General features: G+C 70.9%; 25 protein-coding genes. 17 read left to right on the top strand and 8 right to left on the bottom strand.

The features are described from left to right. Window positions 1-189 precede the first annotated feature (189 nt). A complete protein-coding gene (locus tag AC1PME_RS05285; RefSeq protein ID WP_481097530.1) occupies window positions 190-1,554 on the bottom strand; it encodes a DUF3999 domain-containing protein in 1,365 nt (454 codons plus the stop codon). Further along, window positions 1,551-4,268, bottom strand: a complete 2,718-nt coding sequence (locus tag AC1PME_RS05280; protein WP_481097529.1) for a DUF2339 domain-containing protein — start codon at window positions 4,266-4,268, stop codon at window positions 1,551-1,553. Before AC1PME_RS05280 ends, AC1PME_RS05285 begins: the two co-directional genes overlap by 4 nt. Before the next feature lie 256 nt (window positions 4,269-4,524). On the opposite strand from AC1PME_RS05280, the gene AC1PME_RS05275 reads away from it, so the two are divergent. The 3 genes from AC1PME_RS05275 (at window position 4,525) to AC1PME_RS05265 (ending at window position 6,899) form a co-directional block, all read left to right on the top strand. Continuing rightward, entirely contained in the window at window positions 4,525-5,601 is a 1,077-nt protein-coding gene (locus AC1PME_RS05275) for a methyl-accepting chemotaxis protein (RefSeq protein ID WP_481097528.1), read from the top strand. 300 nt (window positions 5,602-5,901) lie between these two features. After that, on the top strand, window positions 5,902-6,384 hold the full coding sequence (locus AC1PME_RS05270; protein ID WP_307548997.1) for a hypothetical protein: 483 nt from the start codon (window positions 5,902-5,904) through the stop codon (window positions 6,382-6,384). Between the two features lie 53 nt (window positions 6,385-6,437). Then, on the top strand, window positions 6,438-6,899 hold the full coding sequence (locus AC1PME_RS05265) for a hypothetical protein (RefSeq protein ID WP_481097527.1): 462 nt from the start codon (window positions 6,438-6,440) through the stop codon (window positions 6,897-6,899). A gap of 94 nt (window positions 6,900-6,993) precedes the next feature. On the opposite strand, the gene gap is transcribed toward AC1PME_RS05265, so the two are convergent. Further along, the gene (gene gap / locus AC1PME_RS05260) at window positions 6,994-7,995 is read right to left on the bottom strand and encodes a type I glyceraldehyde-3-phosphate dehydrogenase (RefSeq protein WP_043094937.1); all 1,002 of its coding nucleotides are present in this window, start codon (window positions 7,993-7,995) and stop codon (window positions 6,994-6,996) included. Window positions 7,996-8,154: 159 nt separating this feature from the next. Between gap and AC1PME_RS05255 the strand changes: the two genes are divergently transcribed. The 3 genes from AC1PME_RS05255 (at window position 8,155) to AC1PME_RS05245 (ending at window position 10,613) form a co-directional block, all read left to right on the top strand. Further along, window positions 8,155-8,784 carry an OmpW/AlkL family protein gene (locus tag AC1PME_RS05255; protein ID WP_481097526.1) on the top strand — a complete coding sequence of 210 codons (630 nt, stop codon included), beginning with the start codon at window positions 8,155-8,157 and terminating at the stop codon, window positions 8,782-8,784. A gap of 248 nt (window positions 8,785-9,032) precedes the next feature. After that, the gene (locus AC1PME_RS05250; protein WP_481097525.1) at window positions 9,033-9,653 is read left to right on the top strand and encodes an OmpW/AlkL family protein; all 621 of its coding nucleotides are present in this window, start codon (window positions 9,033-9,035) and stop codon (window positions 9,651-9,653) included. A 147-nt stretch (window positions 9,654-9,800) separates the two neighbouring features. After that, window positions 9,801-10,613 carry a S1/P1 nuclease gene (locus AC1PME_RS05245; protein ID WP_481097524.1) on the top strand — a complete coding sequence of 271 codons (813 nt, stop codon included), beginning with the start codon at window positions 9,801-9,803 and terminating at the stop codon, window positions 10,611-10,613. A gap of 157 nt (window positions 10,614-10,770) precedes the next feature. On the opposite strand, the gene trxC is transcribed toward AC1PME_RS05245, so the two are convergent. Both trxC and AC1PME_RS05235 read right to left on the bottom strand, forming a co-directional pair. After that, entirely contained in the window at window positions 10,771-11,208 is a 438-nt protein-coding gene (gene trxC / locus AC1PME_RS05240; protein WP_481097523.1) for a thioredoxin TrxC, read from the bottom strand. Continuing rightward, the gene (locus AC1PME_RS05235) at window positions 11,205-11,684 is read right to left on the bottom strand and encodes an OsmC family protein (RefSeq protein ID WP_481097522.1); all 480 of its coding nucleotides are present in this window, start codon (window positions 11,682-11,684) and stop codon (window positions 11,205-11,207) included. The genes trxC and AC1PME_RS05235 overlap by 4 nt, the downstream gene beginning before the upstream one ends. Window positions 11,685-11,877: 193 nt before the next feature. Between AC1PME_RS05235 and AC1PME_RS05230 the strand changes: the two genes are divergently transcribed. From AC1PME_RS05230 to AC1PME_RS05200, 7 genes are all read left to right on the top strand, one after another. Beyond that, on the top strand, window positions 11,878-12,246 hold the full coding sequence (locus AC1PME_RS05230; protein ID WP_254460607.1) for a rhodanese-like domain-containing protein: 369 nt from the start codon (window positions 11,878-11,880) through the stop codon (window positions 12,244-12,246). A 4-nt stretch (window positions 12,247-12,250) separates the two neighbouring features. Beyond that, window positions 12,251-12,592: an ArsR/SmtB family transcription factor gene (locus AC1PME_RS05225; protein WP_481097521.1), complete on the top strand. Its 342-nt coding sequence runs from the start codon at window positions 12,251-12,253 to the stop codon at window positions 12,590-12,592. After that, window positions 12,589-13,419, top strand: coding sequence for an MBL fold metallo-hydrolase (locus AC1PME_RS05220; protein ID WP_481097520.1), 831 nt, complete (start codon window positions 12,589-12,591; stop codon window positions 13,417-13,419). The genes AC1PME_RS05225 and AC1PME_RS05220 overlap by 4 nt, the downstream gene beginning before the upstream one ends. 145 nt (window positions 13,420-13,564) lie before the next feature. Further along, window positions 13,565-14,350: a molybdate ABC transporter substrate-binding protein gene (gene modA / locus AC1PME_RS05215; protein WP_481097519.1), complete on the top strand. Its 786-nt coding sequence runs from the start codon at window positions 13,565-13,567 to the stop codon at window positions 14,348-14,350. A 9-nt stretch (window positions 14,351-14,359) separates the two neighbouring features. After that, window positions 14,360-15,055 carry a molybdate ABC transporter permease subunit gene (modB, locus tag AC1PME_RS05210; RefSeq protein WP_481097518.1) on the top strand — a complete coding sequence of 232 codons (696 nt, stop codon included), beginning with the start codon at window positions 14,360-14,362 and terminating at the stop codon, window positions 15,053-15,055. A 28-nt stretch (window positions 15,056-15,083) separates the two neighbouring features. After that, window positions 15,084-15,701, top strand: coding sequence for a molybdenum ABC transporter ATP-binding protein (locus AC1PME_RS05205; RefSeq protein ID WP_481097517.1), 618 nt, complete (start codon window positions 15,084-15,086; stop codon window positions 15,699-15,701). Window positions 15,702-15,761: 60 nt separating this feature from the next. After that, entirely contained in the window at window positions 15,762-16,319 is a 558-nt protein-coding gene (locus tag AC1PME_RS05200) for a flavin reductase family protein (RefSeq protein ID WP_481097516.1), read from the top strand. A 76-nt stretch (window positions 16,320-16,395) separates the two neighbouring features. Here the strand turns inward: AC1PME_RS05200 and AC1PME_RS05195 are convergent, their stop codons facing one another. From AC1PME_RS05195 to AC1PME_RS05185, 3 genes are read right to left on the bottom strand one after another with little or no spacing between them, the layout of a single operon-like run. Next, window positions 16,396-16,992: a hypothetical protein gene (locus tag AC1PME_RS05195; RefSeq protein ID WP_481097515.1), complete on the bottom strand. Its 597-nt coding sequence runs from the start codon at window positions 16,990-16,992 to the stop codon at window positions 16,396-16,398. Continuing rightward, window positions 16,989-18,428 (bottom strand): TonB family protein, encoded by a 1,440-nt coding sequence (locus AC1PME_RS05190; protein WP_481097514.1) that lies wholly within the window; start codon window positions 18,426-18,428, stop codon window positions 16,989-16,991. Before AC1PME_RS05190 ends, AC1PME_RS05195 begins: the two co-directional genes overlap by 4 nt. After that, entirely contained in the window at window positions 18,418-18,786 is a 369-nt protein-coding gene (locus AC1PME_RS05185; protein WP_010340889.1) for a BlaI/MecI/CopY family transcriptional regulator, read from the bottom strand. Before AC1PME_RS05185 ends, AC1PME_RS05190 begins: the two co-directional genes overlap by 11 nt. Before the next feature lie 274 nt (window positions 18,787-19,060). Between AC1PME_RS05185 and AC1PME_RS05180 the strand changes: the two genes are divergently transcribed. The 4 genes from AC1PME_RS05180 (at window position 19,061) to AC1PME_RS05165 (ending at window position 26,365) form a co-directional block, all read left to right on the top strand. After that, window positions 19,061-21,016: an acetyl-CoA hydrolase/transferase C-terminal domain-containing protein gene (locus tag AC1PME_RS05180; protein ID WP_481097513.1), complete on the top strand. Its 1,956-nt coding sequence runs from the start codon at window positions 19,061-19,063 to the stop codon at window positions 21,014-21,016. A gap of 353 nt (window positions 21,017-21,369) precedes the next feature. Continuing rightward, window positions 21,370-22,488 (top strand): phosphatidylinositol-specific phospholipase C1-like protein, encoded by a 1,119-nt coding sequence (locus AC1PME_RS05175; RefSeq protein ID WP_481097512.1) that lies wholly within the window; start codon window positions 21,370-21,372, stop codon window positions 22,486-22,488. 133 nt (window positions 22,489-22,621) lie between these two features. Then, window positions 22,622-25,366, top strand: a complete 2,745-nt coding sequence (locus tag AC1PME_RS05170) for a TonB-dependent receptor (RefSeq protein WP_481097511.1) — start codon at window positions 22,622-22,624, stop codon at window positions 25,364-25,366. 264 nt (window positions 25,367-25,630) lie between these two features. Further along, window positions 25,631-26,365: a DUF3348 domain-containing protein gene (locus AC1PME_RS05165; RefSeq protein ID WP_481097510.1), complete on the top strand. Its 735-nt coding sequence runs from the start codon at window positions 25,631-25,633 to the stop codon at window positions 26,363-26,365. The last annotated feature ends 3 nt before the right edge of the window (window positions 26,366-26,368 follow it).

Genomic DNA, 26,368 nt, shown 5'->3' with positions numbered 1-26,368 from the left:
GTGCTCGCTTTCGTGGGGTTGCAAAGGGAAAACCGCGCCATCGGTGCAGTCTCGGCATCGGCATCGGAACGCCAGGTGCAGCGGCGCCGGCCGCTCGCCGCGCTGCGTCGGCCAAACCGCCATTGTCCGGCGTCGGCCGCACAGCGGCAAATCGGCGCGCGGTGCGCGCGCCATCGGCTGGGTGCGTGGTCAGCCCGCGCCGTCGGCGGCGCCGGGTTTGCGCAGCAGGCTGAGCGCGAACCCGACCACCAGCAGCGCGCCGCCGATCAGCAGCGCCCACAGCAGCCAGGTCTTCCAGTCGCGCGGCGGCGGCGGCGCCTGCAAGGCCGCCGCGCCGGCCAGCGGCTGCGCGGCGCCGAGGCTGGCGGTGGCCGGCGCCCACTGCGGCCCGCGCTGGGCGTGCAGGGCCTGCAAGGCGGCGGCCAACGGCGCCTGCGCCCGCTGGGTGCGCGCACTGCCGGCGGCCAGCGCATACGGCGGCGCGCCCTGGGCGAGGAACACCAGCGTCTCCGGCTGGTAGCCCAGGCGCAGCGCCGGGCGCTGCCGGCCAGGGTCCTGCGCCGCGAGCAGCCGCCAGTAGCGATCGCGCACCGGTGCGGTCAGCGCCTGCGGCGGCGAGCGGCTGCCGCCACCGACCTGGTAGGCCAGCCATGGTCCGGCGCGGTCCCGCCACGGCGCCTCGGCGCTGTCGCGGCTCTGCACGCGCCACTCGATGGCGTTGTTGCCGGGCAAGGCGACGTCGATGCGCGTCACCGGATAGCGCCCCGGCGAAACGAAGGCATAGGCATGCTGCGCGGGATCGGTGCTCGTCGCATCCAGTTGCTGCCAATGCCAGTCGGCGGCGACCGGCGCCGGCGCCAGTTCGGCCTCCACCCCGGTCAGCGGCGGCGCGCTGGCGCTGGCCAGCGGCAACAGGCGCAGATAGCGCACCGCGCGACCGATGGGGATGCGCAACTGCTGCAGCCGGTGTCCCTGGTTGGCCAGGTCGACCAGGGTCGCATCCGCCACCAGCACCTCCCAGTCGCGCAGATCGTCGCTGCCTTCGACCCGGTAGCGGGCCTGCTGCGGCTGCGCGGCGGCGGCCCATTGCAACGACAGCGCGCGCAGCGGCGCATGCAGCGCGCTGGCATCGACCAGCCAGCCGGCCGCGCCGCTGTCGGGGCCACCGCCGGCCACGCGGGTCTGGATCCGGCGCACGCTGCCGTCGCGGTCGCGTTCGGCGATCAGCTCCAGGTCCGGCGCACGTCCGTCGGTCGCCGCCGGCAGCGCAAACCACGGCAACGGTTGCCGGCGCGGCGCGGTCTCGGCCTGTTCGGCGGCGAACAGCGCGGCCGGCAGCGGATCGCCCGCCGCGTTGAACACCTCCACGTCGCCCAGCGAGGCGCGCTGCGCGCTGCGGTAGACCGCATCGTCGAGCTGCACGCGATAGGCGCCGGCATCGGCGTCCTGCAGGGTCAGCGGCCACTGCTGGGCATAGTCGTCGCGCTGGCTGGCGGCGAACGCGCACAACGGCAGCCAGGCCAGCCACAACGGAAACAGCGCACGTCGGATCATCGCAGGGCCTCCTCGGCCGGTTCGGCGGCGCGCGGCGGCGCCGGCGCCAGATAGCCGACCACGGTACACAACAGCCCGTAGGCGATGAACGACGCGATGCCGGCGACATTGCCCAGATTGCCGCGGTCCACCAGCAACAGCTTGCCCAGTACCACCGCCATCAGCACCGCGCCGGCCAGCCACAGGCCGCGCTGGCCGCGCCGCGAGCCCAGCACCCAGCCGAGCACGCCCAGCACGCTCCAGACCACGGTCAGGCTGGTCTGCGCCACGCCATCGCCCAGCACGCCGGGCCACGGCACCGCCGCCCAGTCGTGCACCGCATGCAGGGTCACGCTGGTGATCCACAGGAAGCCGGCGCCAGCCAACAGATGCGTGCGCCAGGCACGCAACAGCGCCGGCAGCGTCGGGCTGCGGGTCCAACGCACGCCCAGCACCAGCAGCGCCAGCTGCGTCAGTTCCAGCGGGTTGAGCACCGGCACCCACGGCAACGGCGCGCTGCCGCCGGGCCGGCCCAGGCTGTACAGCCAGGCCACCGCCAGCAGCCCGAAGTAGGTGCTCTGCAGCGCGCTGCGGCACGGCGCGAACGCCGCGCCCAATGGCGCCGCCAGCCAGGTCCAGCGCCACAGCGACAGCGCCGCGACCAGCAGCCAGGGCGCAACCAGCAGCATCCAGCGCCAGCCGGCGGCCAGGCTGCCGTGCAACGCCAGCCAGGCGCACAGCAAGGTGGTCGCGGTCGGCCACACCAGCCACCACACGAACTGCGCCGCACGCGCCACGCCGCCACCGCTGTCGCGCAGGCACAGCAGGCTGCGCACGCCGAGCACGGCGAACAGCGCCCAGGCCCAAGCGCCGTGCCCGGCGAACGGCTGCCCGTGCGCCTCGGCCTGCCAGGCCGCCAACGGCAACGCCAGCGCCAGTGCGCCCAGCGTGGTCGCGGCCAGCGCGCGCGCCGGCCAGCGCCGCTGCGCTTCGGCGGCGAGCCAGCCGCTGACCGCCGCCCAGGCCAGCAACACGTCGGCCCGCGCGTCGGCGTCGACGAAGCGCAGGATCTCGGCGACGCCGATCCCGCACCACCAGGCCAGCCCCCACAGGTAGTAGCCCAGCGCCGGCAGGACGGCGCGTCCACGCCGGTAGCACCAGGCGCTGGCGAAGCCGGCCAGCGCCAGCAGCAGCGCACTCATGCAGGTGGCATTGGCCACGGCCTGGGTGTCCTGTGACGCCGCGTCCAGGCCCAGGGCGAAGCCGAACGCGGCCGCCAGTTGCAGCCCGGCGCCGCTGAGCTGCGGCAGCCAGCGCCGCTGGCGCAGGCCCAGCCACACCAGCGCCGCGCCCTCCAGCGCGAACACGCTGGCGGTGGCACGCGCGGACAGCGCCAACGGCACCGCCAGCGTGGCGAACCCCACCGCCAGCACCGCATACGCCTGCCCCAGCAGCGCGAAGCGCGCGCGCCGGATCAGCGCCGCCGCCAGCAGCGCGTAGATCGCCGCCAGGCCCAGCGCGCACAAGGCCAGCGGCAGACCCTCGCCGCGCAGCAGCCCAGCCTGCAACGAGAACGCGATCAGCGGCGTGCCGAACAGCAGGCTGCCGTCGATCAGGTTGGCGCGCGCCGCCTGCCGCCGCGCGTACAGGATCGGGATCAGCAGGTAGAAGGCGAAGAACAGCAGCAGGAACGGCTCGGTGCTGGCGAACTGCTCGGGCCGGTACTGCAGCACGCCCCACAGCGTGCCGATGCCGAAGGTGAAGCCGAATCCGAGCAGGTTCAACACCCGCCACGGCCGGTACCAGGCGATCGCGAACACCGCCGCGTTGAGCAGCGCGTAGTAGGAGAACAACGCGACATGGTTGCCGCTGCCGGTGGACAGCCACAGCGGCGCGAGGAAGCCGGCCAGCGTGCCCAGCACCGCCAGCGTGCGCGACTCCTGCGCCACCGCCAGCACGCACATCCCCGCGACCAGGGCGATGCTCAGCGCCAGCGCCGCGCCGGCCGGAATCAGCCCGGACAGCTTGAACGCGGCGAACACGGTCAGCAGCAGCACGCCGATCGCCCCGCCCTGCAGAGCCAGCGCGAAGCTGCGCTTGCGCGTGCGCTGGCGCCAGCCGAAGGCCAGGCCGGCCAGCGACGCGGCGGCGATGCCGGCGTAGCGCAGCTCGATCGGCATGCGCAACCAGCCCTGGTCGCCGGCGTACTTCAGCAGCGCGGCGACGCCGGCCAGCAGCACCAGCATGCCGATCTTGACCGGCACGTTGCCTTCGGTGAACCAGCGCTTGATCCCGCCCAGCAGCCGCTCCACCGGATCCGGCCCGCGCGGCGCGACCGGCTCGGCGGCGCGTGCCTGCGCCTGCCGCTGCTCGGCCTGCGCGACCGTCGCCGCCAGCGCCGCGAACCGTTCCGCTTGCGGCTGCGCCGGCAAGGGCGGCGGCAACGGCGGTGGCGCGACGGCATCCTCCACGGCCTGGCGAGGCTGCGGGACGTCGTGGGGCGCATCGGTCCGCGTGCCCTCGGCCTCGCCTCCGGCGGTGGCGGCCTCTCCGGCGGTGGCCGCGGACCCGGCCCACCCCGTCGCGGGCGCCGCCGTCGACGCAGCCATCCCTGCCACCCGCGCCTCCAGCGCGGCGAGCCGCTGGCGCAGGCGCGCCTGCCCGACCAGGGCCACGATCAACAGCACCGGCACCGCCAGCACCGCCAACACCACCAGCACGATCAACATCTCCATTCGACTCGCATCTCCATAGCGGTGGCGCGGCGCCCGCGGCGCGCATCCGGCGCCCGGCGGCGCCGGGCCTGGCGCAGATGGTAGACGAGTTCGGTGCCGGCATCGGCCCACTGGCCAGGCCGCAAGCCAGGCAGGGCAAGGCCCCACGTTCCGACGAACGGTCTTCACGCCGCCCTCAAGGCGGTAGACCGACGGCCGCTACACCCCTTATCGCGCCGTCCGTCTGCTGTTCCCTCCCACCCCACCGGCAGCATGCATGAACCTACCCGCCCACCCCGCAGAAGCGGGGATCGATGACCATATCCGCGCCGTCGTCGGCCTGTCCGACCAGTTGCTCGGCCAGCTGCGCCGCTCCTTGCAGGGCATCGACGCGATCAACCGCACCACCCACATGATCTCGATGAACGCGCGCATCGAATCGGCGCGGATCGGCGCCGCCGGACGCGGCTTCAGCGTCATCGCGCAGGAAATGGACGGGCTGTCGCGGCGCGTGGCCGAGGCCACCCAGGACCTGGACAAGGTCGCCGCACGCACCAGCGCGGAGATGCGGCAGACCCTGGGCCGCCTGCAGGACGACGTGCGCCGCACGCGGCTCAGCGAACTGGCCCTGAGCAACATCGACCTGATCGACCGCAACCTCTACGAGCGCAGTTGCGACGTGCGCTGGTGGGCCACCGACGCCGCGGTGGTCGCGGCCGCGCGCGCCGACAGCGATGCCGAGGCGCTGGCCTACGCATCGCGGCGCATGGGCCAGATCCTGGATTCGTACACGGTCTACTTCGACCTGATCCTGGCCGGAAGCGATGGCCGCATCCGCGCCAACGGCCGGCCACGGCAGTTCGCCTCGGTCGGCAGCGACGTCTCCGCGCAGCCATGGTTCGAGCACGCGATGCGCACCCGCAGCGGCGAGGACTTCGGCTTTCAGGACGTGCACGCCAGCGCCCTGGTCGATGGCGAGCGGGTGCTGGTGTACGCATGCACGGTGCGCGATGGCGGCCGCGTCGACGGCCGCGTGCTGGGCGTGCTGGGCATCGTGTTCCGCTGGGACGCGCTGGCGCAGACGATCGTGCAGCGCACGCCGCTGTCCGAATCCGAATGGGGCCGCAGCCGGGTCTGCATCCTCGACGCCCAGGGTCAGGTGCTGGCCGACTCGTCCGGGCGCATGCTGCAGGACCGCATCGACTTCGACGGCCGCGACGCCTTGTTCAAGCAGCCGCGCGGCGCCATCCTGATCGACCTGGACGGCCGGCCGCACTGCATCGCGCATGCCGCCTCGCCCGGCTACGAAACCTACCGCACCGGCTGGCACTCGCTGATCCTGCAGGCGCTGTAGGGACGCTGTCGCACGACCAACCACGGAGGGGGCGCCGCCGACTGCGCCACGTTCCAATGCAGGTCCCGGCTGCCGGACAACTTCCAGGCAACCACCATCCACCGTCTGCAATCGCGGACGGGGGATCGCGCGGGCGGCGACGCACCATTGGCTGCGTCGTTGCCCGCGATTCCATCGCCCCCTGAAGGCGAGCACGCAAGGGCGCTTGTCGGCACCAGCCGAGCGTGATAGAACTCGCGCCAGCGTGCGCTCATGCGCCCGCCCATGGACCCAGCACCGCCTAGACCAAGGATGTCAGCAATGCATCGGTTTCGTCGCTCCCGCGCCCTCCCCGTGCTGTGCACTTTTGCGCTCTTGGGCGCGTCGCCTCTCGCCTCGGCCGACATGTTCGGCAGCCCCGAAGAAATCGCCCGCAGCTGGGTCGGCCACGACGCCGGCGAATTGATGCTGCAGTGGCCGGTAGACCGCGGCCTGTACGTCTCGGAAAACCCGGAGACCAACGAAACCGCCTATACCTACAACTTCGGCATCGACGCGCATTACCGGACCGATTACTGGACGACGCAGGGCGCCGTGATCGGCCAGGTCGGCGGCGGCAACGGTGTCGCTCCCACGCCGGTCTTCCAGCAGGAGTTGCACAGCCAGACCACCTTCGTGCCGACCCAGTACCACTGCGAAGTCACCTTCGTCGCCAATGCCGAAGGCATCATCACCCGCTACGACTTCGCCGGCAGCAAATGCAATCCGTACTTCAAGAGCTGGGGCCGGCCGAAGAAAAAGTAAGCGCCGGGCCTGCCGTCCGGCGTCCTCTCCCTCTTTGACAAAGGCAATCTCCGATGACCGCAAACAAACCTCTCGCCCGTCTGGCCTGGTCGGCGATCGCGTTGACGCTGTTGGCGGCGGCCGCGCCGGGACTCGCCGCTGAACCGCGCCATGGCACCATCACCGCACTGGAGCCGATCGAGAACAAGGGTGATGACGTTCCAGAAAAAACCAAGAGATTCGCCAATCTCGGCGCGGCGCTGGGCAGCACGGCCAGCAGCATTCTAGGCATCAAGAGCGAGGCGTCACCGATGGTCCAGAACGTTGCCAAGACCGCCGGCACCGAAGCGGGAAGAAGCGCCGGCGCCAAGATCGCAGGCAATGGCGACGCGGCGCACTACATGGTCAAGATCCGTTTCGACAACAAGTCGCAGGTCGTCGTGCCCAAGGCCAGCAGCGAAATCCACGGCCTGGCGGTCGGCAGCCGGGTCACCGTCACCGGCAGCGGCGAGAACATGCAAATCGCCGCCGAGTGAGCGCGACACCGGCGCCACGCGCGACCCGGCACCGCTTCATCACCCACAAAAAAAGCGCCTCGCGGCGCTTTTTTTGTGGGCGGCAGAATCCGCCTTACTTCGCCACCACCTTGACCATTTCCAGGCACTTGTTGGAATAGCCCCACTCGTTGTCGTACCAGGACACCAGCTTGACGAAAGTGCCGTCCAGGGCGATGCCGGCATCGGCATCGAAGATCGAGGTGCGCGCGTCGCCGCGGAAATCGGTGGCCACCACCTTGTCCTCGGTGTAGCCGAGGATGCCCTTCAGCGCGCCTTCGCTCTGCGCCTTCACCTCGGCGCAGATCTCGGCGTAGGTGGCCGGCTTCTCCAGTTCCACGGTCAGGTCGACCACCGACACGTCCGAGGTCGGCACGCGGAAGCTCATGCCGGTGAGCTTCTTGTTCAACTCCGGGATCACCACGCCGACCGCCTTGGCCGCGCCGGTGCTGGACGGAATGATGTTCTCGAGGATGCCGCGGCCGCCGCGCCAGTCCTTGTTGCTCGGGCCGTCCACGGTCTTCTGGGTGGCGGTGGCCGCGTGCACGGTGGTCATCAGGCCGCGCTTGATGCCCCACTTGTCGTTGATCACCTTGGCCAGCGGCGCCAGGCAGTTGGTGGTGCAGCTGGCGTTGGAGACGATCGCCTGGCCGGCATAGGTGCTGTCGTTGACGCCGTACACGAACATCGGCGTGTCGTCCTTGGACGGCGCCGACAGGATCACCTTCTTGGCGCCGGCGTCCAGATGCTTCTGCGCGGTTTCCTTGGTCAGGAACAGGCCGGTGGATTCGATGACCACGTCCACGCCGACCTCGCCCCACTTCAACGCCGCCGGATCGCGCTCCTGGGTCAGGCGGATCTTCTTGCCGTTGACCAGCAGATGGCCGCCGTCGACCGACACCTCGCCTTCGAAGCGGCCGTGCACGGAGTCGTACTGCAGCATGTAGGCCAGATAATCCGGCTCGAGCAGGTCGTTGATGGCGACGATCTCGATGTCGCTGCCGAAATTCTGCACTGCCGAGCGCAGCACGTTGCGCCCGATGCGACCGAAACCGTTGATGCCGACCTTGATTGCCATTTCAGTAGCTCCTGCGGCCGCGCCTGGCGCGGCGGATGGAAGGGGAATCGCATTCTAGCAGGCCGGCCGAGCCACGCCGGACACGCCGGTTTGATCAGGATCAAGGCGGCGCGGGGCGGCGCGCCGGACACTGCGCCCACACCCAACCGAGACTCCACCATGCGTACCACCTCCCCCCTCCTGCTCAGCGGCCTGGCCGCCGCCCTGACCCTGTGCGCCCTGCCGGCGCTGGCGCAGTCGCAAGGCGACTGGACCCTCGGCCTCGGCGCCCACCAGGTCAACCCGAAGTCCGACAACGGCACGCTGGCCGGCGGCACCCTGCCGCTGCGCATCGACAGCGACATCCGGCCGACGGTGACCTTCGAGTACTTCGTGCACCAGGACCTGGGCGTGGAAGTGCTGGCCGCGCTGCCGTTCGAGCACGACATCAGCGTCAAGGGCGTGGGCAAGGTCGGCAGCACCAAGCACCTGCCGCCGGTGGTGTCGCTGCAATACCACTTCAACAGCGCCGGCAAGCTCTCGCCGTTCGTCGGCGCCGGCCTCAACTACACCACGTTCTTCAGCGAGAAGACCAGCGGCGCGCTGGCCGGCAGCAAGCTCAGGCTGAAGGACTCCTGGGGCCTGGCCGCGCACGCCGGCGTGGACATCGCGCTCACCGACAGGTCGGCGCTGCGCGTGGACATGCGCTGGATCGACATCGACAGCAAGGTCAAGGTCAACGGCAGCGACCTGGGTACCGCGCACATCGACCCGCTGGTGTACGGCCTGGCCTACGTGATGAAGTTCTGAGCCGGGCACCGGCGCCGCCGCGCTGCGCGGCGCCGGTGACAGCAGGACCGCCGCCGCGCGTCGCGGCGGCGCCCTCCTGGCCGCGGCCGTGCCGGCTCCGCGCGGCATGCCGCGCACGCGACCAGCCGGATCGCGGCGCGTCCGCCCCGCTTCTCTGGCAGACTACGCGCCACACGGATGTGGATCGGTGCCCACCGGGCCGACACGGGGATTCGCATCCGCCCACTCGTCGTCCACCGGGGTCTCCCATGCCGCCACGCCTGTTCCGTCGCCTTGCCGTCGCCGCCCTCGCCAGCATCGCCCTGCCCGCCGCGGCGCAGTCGGCCGGCCACTTCACCACCAGCTACGGCCTGCACGGCATGGTGCCGGGCGGCTCCAACGGCACGCTGCGCGGCAGCGACCAGCGCTTCGACGCCGACACCGCACCGGCCGTGTCGTTCAGCTACGAATACTTCTTCCGCGGCAACCTCGGCGTGGAGATCCAGGGCCTGGTCGGCCAGCAGAAGATCGGCGTGGACCGCGGCGGCGACATCGGCAGCGCCTGGATGCTGTCGCCCACGATCTCGCTGCAGTACCACTTCAACGGCAACGGCGACATCTCCCCGTTCGTCGGCGTCGGCCTGAACTACACCGCCTTCCTCGGCAACGACGGCAAGGGTGCGTTTTCGTCCAGCGACGTGAAGTTCAAGGACAGCGTCGGCCCGGCGCTGCATGCCGGCGTGGACTTCGCCGTCGGCGAGCGCAGCGCGATCCGCGTGGACGCGCGCTGGACCGGGATGCGCAGCGACGTGGAGGTCGATGGCAGCACGCTCGGCAAGGCCAAGCTCGATCCCATCACCTACGGCGTCGCCTACCTGATGTACTTCTGAGCCAGCGTAACGGGCCGCGTCCACGGGCGCGGCCTGGAGTGGCCGGCACACCTGCTGCCGCAGCGTTGCCCCCGTCACGCTGAGCCGCAGCGCAACGGACCCGGCATGGGTCATGGCCGCGTCGTCGTCGCCGGCTAGAATCCGCGCATGAAAACCTCTTCCCTCGTTTGCGCCGCGCTCGCCGCGGCCCTCGCCGCCGCGCCGTCCGTCGCCTTCGCCTGGGGCCCGCTGGGCCACCGCCTGGTCGCCGATCTCGCCGCCACCCAGCTCACCCCGCAAGCCCGCGCGCAGGTCCAGACCCTGCTGCAGGGCGAACCCGAACCGACCCTGGCCGGCGTCGCCAACTGGGCCGACCAGCTCCGCGAACACGATCCCGACCTGGGCAAGCGCAGCGCGCGCTGGCACTACGTCAACCTGGCCGAAAACGACTGCCACTACGAACAGACCCGCGACTGCCCGGACGGCAACTGCGTGGTGGAGGCGCTGCGTCGCCAGGCCGCGATCCTCGCCGACCGCAGCCAGCCGCAGGCCGCGCGCGCGCAGGCGCTGAAGTTCGTGGTGCATTTCGCCGGCGACGTGCAGCAGCCGCTGCATGCCGGCTATGCCCGCGACAAGGGCGCCAACACCGTGCAGATCCAGTTCGAGGGCAAGGGCACCAATCTGCACTCACTGTGGGACAGCGGCCTGCTGCGCAGCCGCGGGCTGGACGAGCAGGCCTACCTGGCCGAGCTGGAAAAGCAGCCGTTGCCGCCGCCATCGCCGGCCGGCAGCGCGCTGCCGCCGCCGGCGGCCGCCTGGGCCGAGGCTTCCTGCAGGATCATGATGCGCCCGGGCTTCTATCCGCCTGGCGCCAAGCTGCCGGCCGATTACGTGACGACCTGGCGGCCGGTGGCCGAGGCGCAATTGCGCCAGGCCGGTGCCGACCTGGCGGCGACCTTGAACGCAGCGCTGGCCAAGTAATCGCGGCTGGCGGCTGGCGCCGGTGCCGCGTGCCCTGACGCGCGCGCCCTGGTTGCCCGCGCAGGAGCGGCGTCAGCCGCGACGGCGTTATCGACACGCCTGTCGTGGCTGAAGCCGCTCCTACGGGAACGTCACGGTCGGGCCCGGGATCATCGCGTCAACCGGCATGCGCCCGCGCCCAGCGCACGATCTCGGCCGCACCGATGGCGCCGCTGTGCCGGCCGAGTTCGCGACCCTGGTGCAGCAGGAGCAGGGTCGGAATGCTGCGAATGCCGAAGCGCCCGGCTAGCGCCGGCTGCGCCTCGCTGTCCAGCTTGCCCAGGCGCAGCCGCGGCTCGAGCTGCGCGGCCGCGGCCGCGAAGTGCGGCGCCATGCTCCGGCACGGGCCGCACCATGGCGCCCAGACGTCCACCAGCAGCGGCAGGTCGCTGCGCTCGGCATGCGCGGCGAAGGTGTCCGCGGTCAGCGTCACCGGCGTGGCGTCGAACAAGCCGCGATGGCAGCGCCCGCACTGCGGCCCCGCGACCAGCTTTGCCGCGGGCACGCGGTTGAGCGCCGCGCAATGCGGGCAGGCGACATGCAGCGGCTCGCTCATGCCCCGGCCTCGATGCTCTTGTCGCCAAGCAGCACCGTGCCCTGCGCATCCTTGACCGTGACCTGCACGTCGATGCCCTGGCGCACGCTCTGGGTGACCACGCAGAACTGCTCGAACTGGGCGAGGATCCGCTCCAGCTGCGCATAGTCCTGGTTGGCGCCGGGCAACTGCAGCTCCACCGAGGCCTGCGGAATCCGCCAGAAGCCCTCCGGATTGCGCATCGGCGTGGCGGTGATGTGCGCGACCACCCCGGCCGGATCGTTCTTGTACTTGCGCATCGCGAACAACAGGCTCGCCGCCAGGCAATTGGCGATGCTGGACAGCAGGATCCGCGAAGGATTGGGCCCGCGCTCCTGGCCCAGCGGCGGGGTTTCGTCGCTCAGCCAGGGCTCCAGCGCGGTTTCGTCGAAGCGGATGCGGAACGCGAAGTCCGTGTCCTGCTCCAGGGTGACGCGGATCGGATCGCCGATGGGCATCGTTTTACTCCACTCCAGTGACTCCACCGACTCTACGCCCGCGCCAGCAAGGCCATGTCGACGCACCGTTTGCATCACGCGCAACTGGCGCACGGCGAAGGTGACGCGGCGCTGTCCAGGCGATGCATGCGCCTGCGCGCATATTAGCGTCGGCTGATATGATGCACCGCACCATTCCCCTTCGAGCGCTCCCATGCCCGCCTCCTCCGTCCAAGCCCTGGTCGATCGCGCGCGCGCCCAGATCCACGAAACCCCCGTCCATGCGGATGCCGCCACCACGCCACTGCCCGGCGAATGGATCATCGACGTGCGCGAGCCCGGCGAGTTCGCCATGGGCCACCTGCCCAATGCCATCAACATCCCGCGCGGCATCCTCGAGTTCCGTCTCGATGCCGATCCGGCACTAGCCCGGCGCGACCAGCCGATCCTGCTGTACTGCGCCAGCGGCGGCCGCTCCACGCTGGCGGCGCTGAGCCTGCAGCATCTGGGCTATACCGCGGTGCGCTCGCTGACCGGCGGCTTCCTCGGCTGGACGGCGTCCGGCGGCCCGGTCGATTTTTGAGGCGGTGCTGCGCTCCTTCGCGTACGCGCCGGAATTCGGCGCGCACGCCGGCGACGCCGCGCGCCTGCTGAAGCGGCTCGGCAACGAGAAACGGTTGCAGCTGTTGTGCCTGCTGGCCGAACGCGAGCAATCGGTCGGCGAACTCAACGCCTGCGTGGACCTGAGCCAGTCGGCGCTGTCGCAACATCTGGCGCTGCTGCGCGAGGATGGGCTGGTGCGGACCCGCCGCGACGGCCAGACCATCTACTATTCGCTGGTGCCCGGCCCGGTGCAGCGCATCCTCGAGGTGCTGCACGGCATCTACTGCAGTGCCGCGCCGCCCGCCGCCACCAGGAGCGATCGATGAGCCAGCGTCCACACGTCCATCCCTTTCACCATGCCGGGTCCGGCACCTGGAGCTATGTGGTGGAGGACGGCCACGACGCCGCGGTGATCGACCCGGTGGTCGGCTACGACCCGCAGACCGGCACACTGGACGACGCACCGGCACAGGCGTTGGCCGCCTGCCTGAGCGAACGCGGGCTGGAAGTGCGCTGGATCCTCGAGACGCACGCCCATGCCGATCATGTCTCCGCCGCGCAATGGTTCAAGCAGCGCTGGCCGCAGGCGACGCTGGCGATCGGCGACGGCATCCGCGAGGTGCGCGCCCGCTTCGCGCCGCAGTTCGGCCTGGCCGCGGAGGCGCAGGCGCGCTGCGGCTTCGATCACCTGTTCGCAGACGGCGAGCGCTTCGCGATCGGCGGGGTGCAGGCGCAGGTGATCGCCGTGCCCGGCCACACCGGCGACAGCGTCGCCTACCTGATCGGCGATGCGCTGTTCCCGGGCGATTCGCTGTTCATGCCCGACAGCGGCACCGCACGCTGCGATTTCCCCGGCGGCGACGCGGCCACGCTGTACCGCTCGATCCAGCGGCTGTACGCGCTGCCGGAGGCCACCCGCGTGTTCGTGTGCCACGACTACGGCGCCGGCGGCCGCGCGGTCGCCTGCCAGACCAGCATCGGCGAACAGCGCCGCGACAACATCCACGTGCGCGACGGCATGGACGAAGCGGCCTTCGTCGCCTTGCGCCAGGCGCGCGACGCGACCCTGGCCGAGCCGCGACTGATGCAACCGTCGGTGCGCGCCAACATCCAGGCCGGCCGCACCGACGACCTGGTGCCGCCGTCGGCGTGATCGGACCGTCGCGCCGGCGACGTCCCGCACCCGCGCTAGGATACGGATCTGCGGCAGCGCGCCCGCGCCCTGCGCGATGGCGCCTGCGCACGTCGCGGCCAGCGCCCCTGTCGCACCGTCTCCTCCCTCACTGCTGGAGTGTCCCATGACCCGACCGCTGCACCGCCTGCTGTGCCTGTGCACGCTGCTCGTCGCCACCGTGATCGCGATCGCGCCGGTCTCGGCGCAGACGCCGCTGACCGTGTTCGCCGCCGCCAGCCTCAAGGAATCGCTGGACGAGGCCGCCAGCGCCTACCAGCAAGCGCGCGGCACCCCGGTGCGGGTGTCCTATGCCGCCAGCTCGACGCTGGCCCGACAGGTGGAACAGGGGGCGCCGGCGGACGTGTTCGTGTCCGCCGACCAGGAATGGATGGACTACCTGCAGCAGCGCAAGCTGATCGACCTGGCGCAGCGCCATGACCTGCTCGGCAACACCCTGGTATTGGTGGCGCCAGCCGCCAGCACCGTCCAGGTCGATCTGCGCAAGCCCGGCGCGCTGCTCGCCGCACTCGGTGCGCAAGGTCGCCTGGCGGTCGGCCAGACCGCCAGCGTGCCGGCGGGCAAGTACGCGCGTGCCGCGCTGCAGGCGCTGGGCCAGTGGAACAGCGTGCAGCCGCGCCTGGCCGAAAGCGAGAGCGTGCGCAGCGCGCTGATGCTGGTGGCGCGCGGCGAGGCGCCGCTGGGCATCGTCTACGGGTCCGACGCCCAGGCCGAGCCGAAGGTGCGGGTGGTGGCGACCTTCCCCGCCGACAGCCACGCGCCGATCGTGTATCCGGTGGCACCGCTGCGGGCGAGTGCGCAGGCGAAGAGCGCCGCCGATTTCGTGCGCTGGCTGGGCACGCCACCGGCACAGGCGATCTTCCGTCGCCACGGTTTCTCGCCCGCCCACTGAGACCTGCCATTGTTCGACTTCACCGCGCAGGAACTGACTGCGATCGCACTGAGCGTCAAGGTGGCGCTGGTCGCGGCGCTGGCCAGCCTGCCCTTCGCGGTGGCCTGCGGCTGGCTGCTGGCGCGGCGCCGCTTCTTCGGCAAATCGTTGCTGGACGCGCTGCTGCACCTGCCGCTGGTGATGCCGCCGATCGTCACCGGCTATGCACTGCTGCAGCTGTTCGGCCTGCAGGGCCCGATCGGCGGCTGGCTGTTCGAGCACCTCGGCGTGCAGTTCGCGTTCCGCTGGACCGGCGCGGCGCTGGCCAGCGCGGTGATGGGCTTCCCGCTGATGGTGCGGGCGATCCGCCTGGCCCTGGAATCCACCGACCGCCGCCTGGAAGCGGCCGCCGCCACGCTCGGTGCCGGCCCGTGGCGGGTGTTCTTCACCATCACCCTGCCGCTGGCATGGCCGGGCGTGGTCGCCGGCGGCGTGCTCGGCTTCGCCAAGGCGCTGGGCGAGTTCGGCGCCACCATCAGCTTCGTCTCCAACATCCCCGGGCAGACCCAGACCCTGGCCTCGGCGATCTACAGCCTGCTGCAGGTGCCCGGAGCCGAGGCCGGCATCTGGCGGCTGGCGGCGGTGGCGCTGGCGATCTCGCTGGGCGCCTTGCTGGCCTCCGAGTGGCTGGTGCGGCGCCAGCGCGGCGCGGAGGCGGACGCATGAGCCGCGCGTGCACCCGGAGCCGGCGCCGATGCTGAGCATCGACCTGCACCTGCAGCGCGGGCGTTTCGCCCGCCATGTGCGCATCGAGGAACAGGCGCGCGTGGTCGCCCTGGTCGGGCCGTCCGGCGCCGGCAAGACCAGCCTGCTCAACGCCATCGCCGGCGTGCTGCCGCCGCGCAGCGGGCGCATCGCCATCGACGGCCGGGTGCTGTACGACAGCGCCGCCGGCATCGACCTGCCGGCGCACCGCCGCGGCATCGGCTACGTGTTCCAGGACGCACGGCTGTTCCCGCACATGGACGTGCGCCGCAACCTGGGCTACGGCCGCCACGGCCGCGGTCAGCCGGCGCGTTTCGCATTGGATGCGGTGATCGAACTGCTGGGCATCGGCGCCCTGCTGGGGCGGCGCCCCGACACGCTCTCCGGCGGCGAAGCGCAGCGCGTGGCGATCGGCCGCGCGCTGCTGTCGCAGCCATCGCTGCTGCTGTTCGACGAACCGTTGTCGGCGCTGGACGCCGACCGCCGCAGCGAACTGATCCCCTACCTGCAGCGGGTACGCGACGACGTGCGCCTGCCGATGCTCTACGTCAGCCACCAGGCCGAGGAAGTGGCGCGCATCGCCGATACGGTGCATCGGCTGGACTGACGCCGACATCGCGTTCACCAGGGCCGGGCAGACTGATGTCCCCGCCACGGCAGACCTCGCATGCGTCGCTACCGCAAGCTCGACTTCCCCACGCAGGACGTCCGCCGCTTCCTCGAGCCAGGCCCGGTGGTGCTGGTCAGTTCGGCCTGGAAGCAGCAACGCGACGTCATGACCCTGGGCTGGCACATGGTGCTGGAGTTCACGCCGTCGCTGCTGGCCTGCTGCATCTCCAGCGCCAACCACAGCTTCGCGCTGATCCGGCGCAGCAAGCAATGCGTGATCAACCTGCCCACTGCCGACCTGGTCGATACGGTGGTCGGCATCGGCAACAGCAGCGGCGCGGACCTGGACAAGTTCGCGCACTTCGGCCTCACCGCGGTGCCCGCCACGCACGTGGCGGCGCCGCTGATCGCCGAGTGCTACGCCAGCTTCGAGTGCCGCCTGCACGACGGCAGCCAGATCGGTAAGCACGGCCTGTTCGTGTGGGAGGTGGTCAAGGCGCACGTGGCCACCTCGCCGAAGCGGCCGCGCACCCTGCACTACCGCGGCGACGGCCGCTTCATGCTGTCCGGCCCTGAAATCTCGCGGCGCCGGCTGTTCAAGCCGGAGATGCTGTAGACCGCGGCGGCTGGCGCACCGCGACGGCGCGTCGCGGCAACGGCGGGGGGGTGGATCCCGAACGCGATCGCGGCGCTCAACGCGCGCCGCTCACGCGCCCGGACTGCACACTGGCCTTGCCCTGCCGGACCTCGAAGGTGAACGCGTAGGCCAACGTCACCGGCACCTCCTGCACCGATTGCGCGCCGTCGCAGCGCCCGTCCTGCGCCGGCCGCTGCGCTGGATCGGCATACGTGCAGATCGCCGCCGGCACGAACTGCCACTGCGCAACCGCCTCCTGTACGGCCTGCAGCAGATCGGCCATCTGCGGCTGCGCGCCCGCGCTGCAGTCCGGGCGATCGTCCAGCAGCGCGCTGCGCTCCACCGCACCTTGTGCGGACAGGATCACCCGCACGCACACGGTGGTCGCGGCCAGGCTGCGGCGCGGCGAATCGGCCGGCAACTGCGGCGTCGGCGCCTGCAGCGGTTGCGGCATGCGGAACACCTGCTGCGGCTGCATCCGATACGACGGCACTGCCGCCGCACCCGGCGCCGCACCGAACCCGGTTTCCAGCATGCGCTGATCCACCGAGTCGATGCGCTGGGTCGGCTGCATGGCCTCTCTCGGTGCCTGGCTGGCGCAGCCAGTCACGCCGAACGCGAGCAACATGCCGGTCCACCGGTGCAGCCTCATCGCACAGTCCGCACCATGCCGCACAGCGGCGCGGCGCCACCCGTGCCCGGGAACATCTTGTCGCACAGGCTCGCCACCGCATCGCCGGCGCCTTCGCCCAGGCGGTACCAACGGTAATCCGCGGCCTCGGCGACGCCCGCCGGCGCCGCCACGGGATCCATTTCCACGTCGAACGCCACCGGGATCCGCATGCGGCTGGGCACCGGCCGGCCGTGTTCGGTCGCCGGAGAGAAGCGCCACTTCCAGGCGGCGGAGACCGCCGCCGCGTCCAATGCCGCACTGCCGCTGCCATGGTCGAGCACGCGCACACCGCTGGGCGTGCCGTGTGCGTCAAGCTCGACCAGCAGCATCACCTTCCCGGAAATGCCCGCACGCACGGCCGCTTCGGGATACGTCGGCGGAGTCATGACGATCATCTTGGCCGGCCGCGTCGCCCGCGCGGTGGCAGCTCCGCGCGGCGGCGCGGGCGCGGGCGCACTATCCCTCTCGCTCGCCACCAACGCGCGCGCCATCCCACCGACCGGCGCCGCGGTGGGCAGCGCCAACACCCCTGCACTCCCGCTCAACGCGGCCAGCGTCACCACCGCGATGCCCAAACGACGCCGCCAACCACGCACCGCCGGTCGCCGCAGCAGGGCAATGCGCTGACGCAACACACTACCCGCCTGCCAATGGCAGCCGACCGGCAGGGCCAGCGCATCCAGCTGCGTCTGCAGCATCGCCTCGGCGTAGTGCCGGCGCGCATTGGGATGGCGTGCCAGCACCGCCGCATCGCAGGCCAGTTCCTGATCCAGGCGGAAGCGCGTGGCGGCCCAGTGCAGCAGCGGATTGAACCAGTACACGCAGCGCAGCGCGGCGAGCAGCAGATTGCTGCGGGTGTCGCCGCGGGCGATGTGCATGCGCTCGTGCGCCAGCACCAACTGCGCCTGCGGCGGAGGGTAGCGCGCAGCGAAGTCCGTCGGCACCACCACCTGCGGCCGCCACGCGCCCAGCACCAGTGGCCCATGCAGCGCATGCTCGGCGACCAACACGCCCTCGGCGCCCGGCCGCAAGCGACCCAGGCTGCGCCGATAGCGGCGCTGTTGCCGCCACAACACCGCAGCCGAGGCCAACGCACCCGCCAGCCACACCGTCAGCAACCAGAGCGTGGCGTGGCCGTTCGCCGGCGCACCGCCATCGGCGGATATCTGCGTCCGTGGCACGCCGACCAGCACCGCCGGCATGTCCCACACCAACCCCGCTGGCAACGATGGACGCCATCCGCTCGGCAGCAGTGCCACCAGCAGCGCCAGCGGTACCGCCGCCCATAGCGCGTAGGCGATGCTGGCACCGAAGGCGCGCCGCATCGGCACGCGCACCACCAGCACCGCCACGATGGCCACGCTGACGACCAGCGTGGTGCTCCCGAGGTCCCTCACGATCCCGTCAATGCTCATCGTCCAGCTCCTGGATCAGTCGTTTGAGTTCGGCGATATCGGCGTCGCTGAGCTTGCCGCGTTCGCTGAAGTGCGCCACCAGCGGCGCGATGCGGCCGCCGAACAGGCGGTCGAGCAGGCCTTCGCTCTGTTGCTGCACCCACTGCGCGCGCTGCAGCAGGGGCGTGTACAGATAACGGCGGCCTTGTTTGTCGGCGCGGATCGCGCCCTTGTTGAGCAAGCGGTTGAGCAGGGTCTTGACCGTGGGTTCGGCCCAGCCGCCATGGCCGGACAAGGCGGCGAACACCTCCTCGGCGCTGAGCGGATGCCGCTCCCACAGCACCTCCATGACCACGGCTTCCGCATCGCTGATCGACATTCGATTACACCCGTAAATTTTCATCGATTACACGAGTAAACAAACCCGCTGTCAAGCGCTTTTCTTCACCTCCCTGGGCCGCCGCCTCGGCCTGCGTCGGAACGCCGAGGTCGCGCGGCCGGCGCCATGCACCCTGGGCACCGCGGCCACCGCGGGGCGCATCGACGGCCAGCCAGCATGGGCCGCAAGCGCTCATCGGATGCTGTCTCCCCCTGCTCCGACGTCCCCACGCCACGTCCGAACGCACTGCAATCGGCGGCACACGCTCTAAGCTATGCCGATGACCGATCATCTCGACGACCTCGACGCCGCTGCCGACCTGATCCTGCAGCGCATCGCCGGCCCGCTGCGCGTGGGCGCGCCGCTGGGCCTGGGCAAACCGCACCGCCTGCTCAACGCGCTGTACGACCGCATCGAACGCGATCCGACGCGGCCGATGCAGATCTACACCGCGCTGTCGCTGCATCCGCCGACGCCCGGCGGCGGGCTGCAGGGCCGCTTCGCGCGGCCGTTCGTGCAACGCCATTTCGGCGAGGACTTTCCGCGCCTGCGCTACGTGCAGGCGCTGCAGCGCGATGCGCTGCCGGCGCATATCCAGGTCGAGGAGTTCTACATGCAGTCCGGCGCGCTGCTGCGCTCGACCCAGGCCCAGCGCAGCTACACCAGCCTCAACTACACCCACGCCGCCGACGCGGTGGCGCAGCGCGCGCCGAACCTGATCGTGCAGAAGATGGCGCGCGAGCCCGGCGGCACCCGGCTGTCGTTCTCGTGCAACAACGACATCACCCAGGACACGCTGGCCGCGGTGCAACGGCGCGGCCTGCCGCGGCCGCTGCTGGTGGCCGAAGTCGATCCGCAGTTGCCGTGGATCGGCGGCTGCGCGGCGGTGGAACCGAGCTTCTTCGACGTGGTGGTGACCCCGCCGGGGCCGTATCCGCGCCTGTTCGGACTGCCGCGGCAGCCGGTCGCCGATGCCGATTACGCCATCGGCCTGTACGCCAGCACGCTGGTGCGCGACGGCGGCACCCTGCAGATCGGCATCGGCACCCTGGCCGATGCGCTGTGCCACGCGCTGGTGCTGCGGCACACCGACAACGCGCGCTACAGGCAGGTGCTGGCGGCGCTGGACCCGGAGCTGGAGCGGCATCCGGCGGTCATCGAATGCGGCGGCCTGGAACCATTCGCGGTGGGCCTGTTCGGTTGCAGCGAGATGCTCAACGAAGGCTTCCGGCAACTGGTCCAGTGCGGGGTGATCCGGCGCAAGGTGCTCGACGACGCGCCGCTGCTGCAGCGCGTGGCCGACGGCAGCGCCGACGCGCAGGACCTGCAGCGCCTGGAGCGCGAAGGCGAGTACCTGCAGGGCGCGTTCTACCTGGGCTCGCCGGAGTTCTACGCCTGGCTGCGCGACATGGATCCGCAGGCGCGCGCGGCGATCGGCATGCGCCGCATCAGCGAGATCAACCAGCTCTACGGCGGCGAGGCGCTGCGCCGGCTGCAGCGGCGCGAGGCGCGTTTCTTCAATTCCTGCATGATGGCCACCGCGCTCGGCGCGGCGGTGTCCGATGCGCTGGACGACGGCCGCGTGGTGTCCGGCGTCGGCGGCCAGTACAACTTCGTGGCGATGGCGCACGCGCTGGACGACGCACGCAGCGTGCTGATGTTCCGCGCCGTGCGCAGCGAGGGCGGCGCCGTGCAGTCCAACGTGCGCTGGAACTACGGCCACACCACCATTCCGCGGCACCTGCGCGACCTCTACGTCAACGAGTACGGCATCGCCGACCTGCGCGGCCTGACCGACGAGGATTGCATCGTCGCCATGGCCGGCATTGCCGATGTGCAAGCGCAGACCGCACTGCTGGAGACGGCGAAGGCCAACGGCAAGCTCAGTGCCGGCTTCACCGCGCCGGCGTACTGGCAGCGCAACCGCGCCGGGCGCGTGCGCGACGCATTGGCGCCGTTCCGCCGCGACGGCACCCTGCCCGACTACCCACTGGGCAGCGATTTCACCGAGGTCGAGCAGCGCCTGCTGTGCGCACTGGCCTGGCTGCAGCAACACACCGCCGGCACCGCTGCCAAGCTGAAGACGGTGGCCAGCGCGTTGCTGGCGCGCCCCGCGGCGGAAGCCGCCTGCATGCAGCGCATGGGGCTGGACGCGCCGCGCAGCGTCGGCGAGCGCCTGGAGGCGCGGTTGCTGGCCTTCGCCCTGCAGCGCACGCGCGTACCGCAGTGACGCGCGCGCAACGGCTTCCGTGGGCCGCCTGACGCCGCGGGGTCAGGTGTAGGCGCGGCGTCGGCCGCGACGCGCTACTGGAATGCCCGTCGCGGCGGAAGCCGCGCCCACCAGCGCGATGACGGTTCGCGCTGAGTGGCGGCAAAAGCGACGTAGCAGAGACGCCCTTCAACCAGGCGCAACACCGTGACGACGGCCGCACGCGCATAGGACGCCGCGCACGATCGCAGCACGGCGCGGGCCATGACACGATTCCGCAATACGCACGCAGGAAGCGCGTCAACTCTGCTTGGGATGCTGGCGGGATATCGTTACCAAGCGTGCCCGCGATGCCTTCCCAAGCTCCTGCTCCGATGTCCTCGTCGCTCTCCGGCCGCACCGCGCTGCGTGTGCTGCTGGCGGTACTGGCGCTGTTGCCGCTGGTCGCGTCCGCCGCGCCCAGGCTCAACGACCTGCAGTACATCGGCAGCCACAACAGCTACCACGCCGGTTTCGCGCCCAGCGAAACGGCGCTGTGGAAGCGCCTGGATCCGGCGACGTTCGCGTTGCTGGACTACCGGCATCCGCGGTTGATGCAGCAACTGGACGATGGCGTGCGCCAGATCGAACTGGACATCTACGCCGACGCCAAGGGCGGTCGCTACGCGCACCCGGCGATGATCGACCAACTCGCCAAGGCCGGGCTGCCGCCGGCCCCGCCGATCGCCGCGCCGGGGGTGATGCAGCAACCGGGCTTCAAGGTCATGCACATCCAGGATCTCGACCAGCGCAGCACCTGCCAACCGCTGCTGGCCTGCCTGCGCGAGGTGCGGGCGTGGTCGCAGCGGCACCCCGGGCATCTGCCGATCTTCATCCTGCTGGAAACCAAGCAATCGACAGTGCCTGCGGCCTTCCCGACGGTGCAGCCGGAGCCGTTCGACGGCAAGGCGCTGGATGCGCTGGACGCCGAACTGCGCTCGGTGTTCGCCGCCAACGAGTACATCAGCCCCGACCAGGTGCGCGGCAGCGCGGCCACGCTCAACGCCGCCGTGCGCGCGCAAGGCTGGCCGACGCTGGCGGCGGCGCGCGGCAAGGTGGTGTTCCTGCTCGACCAGCGGGCCGTCGGCCCGGCCTACCTGGCCGGCCATCCGGCCCTGCGCGGCCGGGTGTGTTTCACCAATGCCGATCCCGGCGCCGACGATGCCGCCTTCGTCGAGCGCAACGACGGCAGCGCCGGCGAGATCGCTGGGCTGGTGAAGGCAGGTTACCTGGTGCGCACGCGCACCGATGCCGACCTCAAGGAAGCCGCGCACGCCGACACCACGCGGCGCGACGCCATGCTCGCCAGCGGCGCGCAACTGCTCAGCACCGACTTTCCCGATCACGAGCCGGCCGCCTCCGGCTACGTGGTGCGCTTCCCCGGCGACGCCGTCGCCCGCTGCAATCCGCAACGTCCGCAGGCCGACTGCCACGGCGTCGACCTGCGCCACTGATCGCCGGCGGCCGCGCTGCGTCGCGGCCAGCTCCCACACCTGCGCAATGGAAGGCCTGGGCGATCCGCGCGCCGGCATCGGCGTGTCCGGACCTCGGATCGCAACCGCTGTTTCCCCCAACGAGCGCCCCCCCATGCCCCCGTTCTTCCACCGCCCCCGTCCCCTCTGCTGCGCCATCGCCCTCGCGCTTGCGCTCTCGCCTGCCGCCCACGCCAGCGGCGTCGATGATGTCGATGACGCCAGCGCGCGCACCACCACCACCCTGGACTCGGTCAACGTGCAGGCCACGCAGGCCAGCGTCCCGGGTTCGCTGGACGAACAGCGCCTGTCCAACGGCGTCGCCAGCGTGATGAGCAAGCAGCAGATCGACGCGATTCCCTCGGCCGGCATCGCCGACGTGGTCGCGCACCTGCCCGGCCTGTCGGCCTACAGCGACATGCACCTGGGCCAGGCCACCACCGGCGAGAACGCCTACGTCAGCATCCGCGGCCTGGATGCCAGCTACAACAGCTACCGTCTCAACGGCTTCGGCATGCCCGAGACCGATTCGTCCACGCGCGCGATCTCGCTGAACATGCTCGCGCCGTTCGGCATCCAGTCGGTCAAGGTCTCCAAGTCGCCGACCCCGGACCTGCCGGGCGATGCGATCGGCGGCGCGATCGACATGCGCACGCCCAGCGCGTTCGACTTCGACGGCGACGTTTATGGCAAGACCACCGCGCAAGGCCAGTTCAACGCGCTCGCCTCCGACCTCGGCGGCAAGCACACCGGCGGCACGGTGCAACAGGAGCTCGCCTGGAAGTTCGGCGACGACCGCGCGTTCGGTCTCTATGCCTCGGCGTACTACGGCAAGAACAACAACATGGCGCAGGCGCCCGCGCCCAACAGCGCGTACTTCCCGGCGGACCCGGCGCAGGCCAAGGCGGTGGATCTGCGCGACGTCGGCCCGCTGCTCAGCGCCCGCTATAAGTACAGCGTCTACACCAGCCAGATCGAGCGCTACGGCGGCAACCTCGCCTTCGACTGGCAGGGCGAGCACAGCGCCTTCTTCGCCCGCGCCATCTACGGCAGCTACGCCGTCACCGGCCAGCAGGACCAGTCCAGCGCGCGCCTGGAAACCGTCAACAACCAGCCGACCGCGGTGCGTGGCGGCTACTTCAACACCCACGACATCAAGGAAACCCTGGCCACGTTGCAACTGGGCGGGCAGACCACGCTGGACCGCCTGCGCTTCGACTACGGCGGCTCGTTCGGCCGCGGCACGCGCAGCCGCCCGGACTACGTCGCGGCCAGCCTGTACGGCTTCACCCCGGGCAGTTTCGCGTTCGACCTGAGCGACCCCACCTATCCCAGCATCGGCCCGAGCTCGCCCGCGCTGAAGAACTTCTTCTACAGCCTGGATTCGGCGCTGTTCTGGAAGACCCAGGGCCACGACGCCGGCAGCCACGACAACCGCGCCAGCGCGCATGCCGACATCAGCTACCGCGTGGACGGCGACCTGCTCGACGAGGTCAAGACCGGCCTGTCGCTGGACCACGCCGACCGCGGTTCCTACGACCACCCGTTCTTCCACAAGGACGGCAACTTCATCTACAACGGCCCCTACTTCGGCGGCAGCAACTACGTGTTCCCCAACGCCGGCGGCCCACCGCTGAGCGCACTGCCCGGCCGCCTCACCTACGCCGCCTTCGATGGCCACTACGCCGGCCCGTTCAAGATCCTGGACCGCGACTGGGTGCGCGCGCAGGCGGTGCCCTACAAGTACGTCAACGATCCCGCCGGCGTCGGCGTCTACACCGCCAACGACTACAACGCCAACACCACCTCCAGCACCGAGGCGATCTACGCCGGCTATGCGATGGCGACCCTGCATGTCGGCGCGGTGACCGTGCTGCCCGGCGTGCGCTACGAGCTGACCCGCTATTCGGCCGACGCCTGGCAATCCAACGGCGACGGCATCAATGGCCGCTTCGTCGGCAGCGGCCGCAGCTACGGCGAGGTGCTGCCGGGCATCAGCCTCAACTACCGTCCCGACGAGCTGACCGTCTACCGCGCCTCGCTGCGGCGCAGCTTCAGCCGTCCGGCCTTCGGCCTGATCTCCGGCGAGACCGTGTACACGGTCGATCCGACCCAGAAGATCATCGGCATCTCCAAGCCCAACCCCGACCTGCAGCCGAGCAAGGCCGACAACGCCGACCTGTCCGCCGAGTTCTACGACCGCAACGGCGGCGTGCTCAGCGCCTCGACCTACTACAAGCGCATCACCGGCTTCATCTACACCTCGCAGTCGGCGACCAGCAACGACAACACGCTCGGCGGCCTGGTCCCGACCGGCACCACCTTCGAGGACGGCGTGCCGGTGACCATGCCGCAGAACGGCGGCACCGCCAAGCTGTACGGCGTGGAGCTGGCCGGCAGCAAGCGCCTGCAGGACCTGCCGGGGTTCTGGGGCAATCTCGGCATCGCCGCCAACCTCACCCTGCAGCACAGCGCCGCCGACAGCAAGCGCGCCGACCAGCCCGGCAAGACCTGGCTGCCGCGTGCACCCGAGCGCATCTACAACCTGGACCTGTTCTACGACGACAGCCGCCTGCGCGCCGACCTCAGCTACAACTACACCGGCCTGCAACTGCTCGGCCTGACCAGCGACCGGCTCAACTACTACCTGCAACCGGTCAAGTCGCTGGACTTCACCGCCACCTACCACCTGCCGCACGGCATCGACGTCGGCATCGCCGCCAAGAACCTGCTGAACTCGGCCACGTTCTACGAGACCCAGGGCAAGTCCACGCGCTACATGGCCTACGACCCCGGTGCCGATGGCGCCTACGTGGAAACCGGGCGCGTGTACATGCTTACGCTGAGCTACACCTACTGACGCCGTCCCTGCCTCCGGCGTGCCGCGCCGGAGGCCTTGTGGCGCCCATGCGGGCCGGGACGGGCACAGGCCGGTGGGTGGGCCTGGACAGCGATCAGCCGGCGCGTCGTCCCGGCACGCCCCCCGGCATCCGCGCCGCCAGCCCCGCCTGGACGACGCCAGGACCGCGCGGAGCCCGCCACGCAACGGTTTGCGCCCCGCAGCGGGCGGTTGCCGGCGGGGGATGTCATTCGCGTGTAAAATTGCGGGTTTTTGACCCTACGCATGGCGAAAGCCCTCCCACGGGCGCCCGTCCCGGGCCCGGCCTTCATTCGCCTTCTGGCGCGCCTGAGCGATGCGCCGATGCCCGCGTCCAGCCCCGCGCTGGCCGACCGGCTCGGCCAATGGATCGACTGGAACCGCGCGGTGGCGGTGTCGCGGGCGCTGGACGGCAAACTGCCCGAGCCCGCTGACGACGCGCCCGCGGCGCCGGAACCATCGGCGCTGGAGGCCGAGTGCGTGCGCGTGCGCGCCGCGCTGGAAGAGAGCATCGCACTGGACATCGCCAAGGAGACCGGCAAGCCCGTGGGCAAGCGCCAGCACGACCCGGATGCACCGATCGACTACGCACCGTTCCGCCAGCGCTACCTGACGCTGCAACGCGCCATGCTCACCGCCACCGGGCGCCTGCGCGGCCTGCTGCGCGATGCGCTGATCCCGCTCTCCCCGGACATGGCGCGCCTGGCCGAGGTCGACGCGGTCATGGAACTGACCCTCAGCCCGCGCGAGCAGAGCTTGCTGGCCACGGTGCCCAACCTGCTGGAAGCGCATTTCCAGCGCCTGCGCGCCGCCACGGCGGCGCCCACCCCCGATCCCTCCCTCACCGACGTTCCGCCGGCAGCGTCCGACGCAGCCTGGCTGGCCCTGTTCCGCCAGGACCTGCACAGCGTCCTGCGCGCCGAACTGGACGTCCGCTTCCATCCCATCGAAGCGCTGCTCGCCGCGCTTCGCAGCCGTTGATCC

Source organism: Xanthomonas sp. NCPPB 901 (assembly GCF_056725085.1).
The sequence above is the reverse complement of the archived record's forward strand: the minus strand, read 5'-3'. Positions and strand labels throughout refer to the sequence as shown.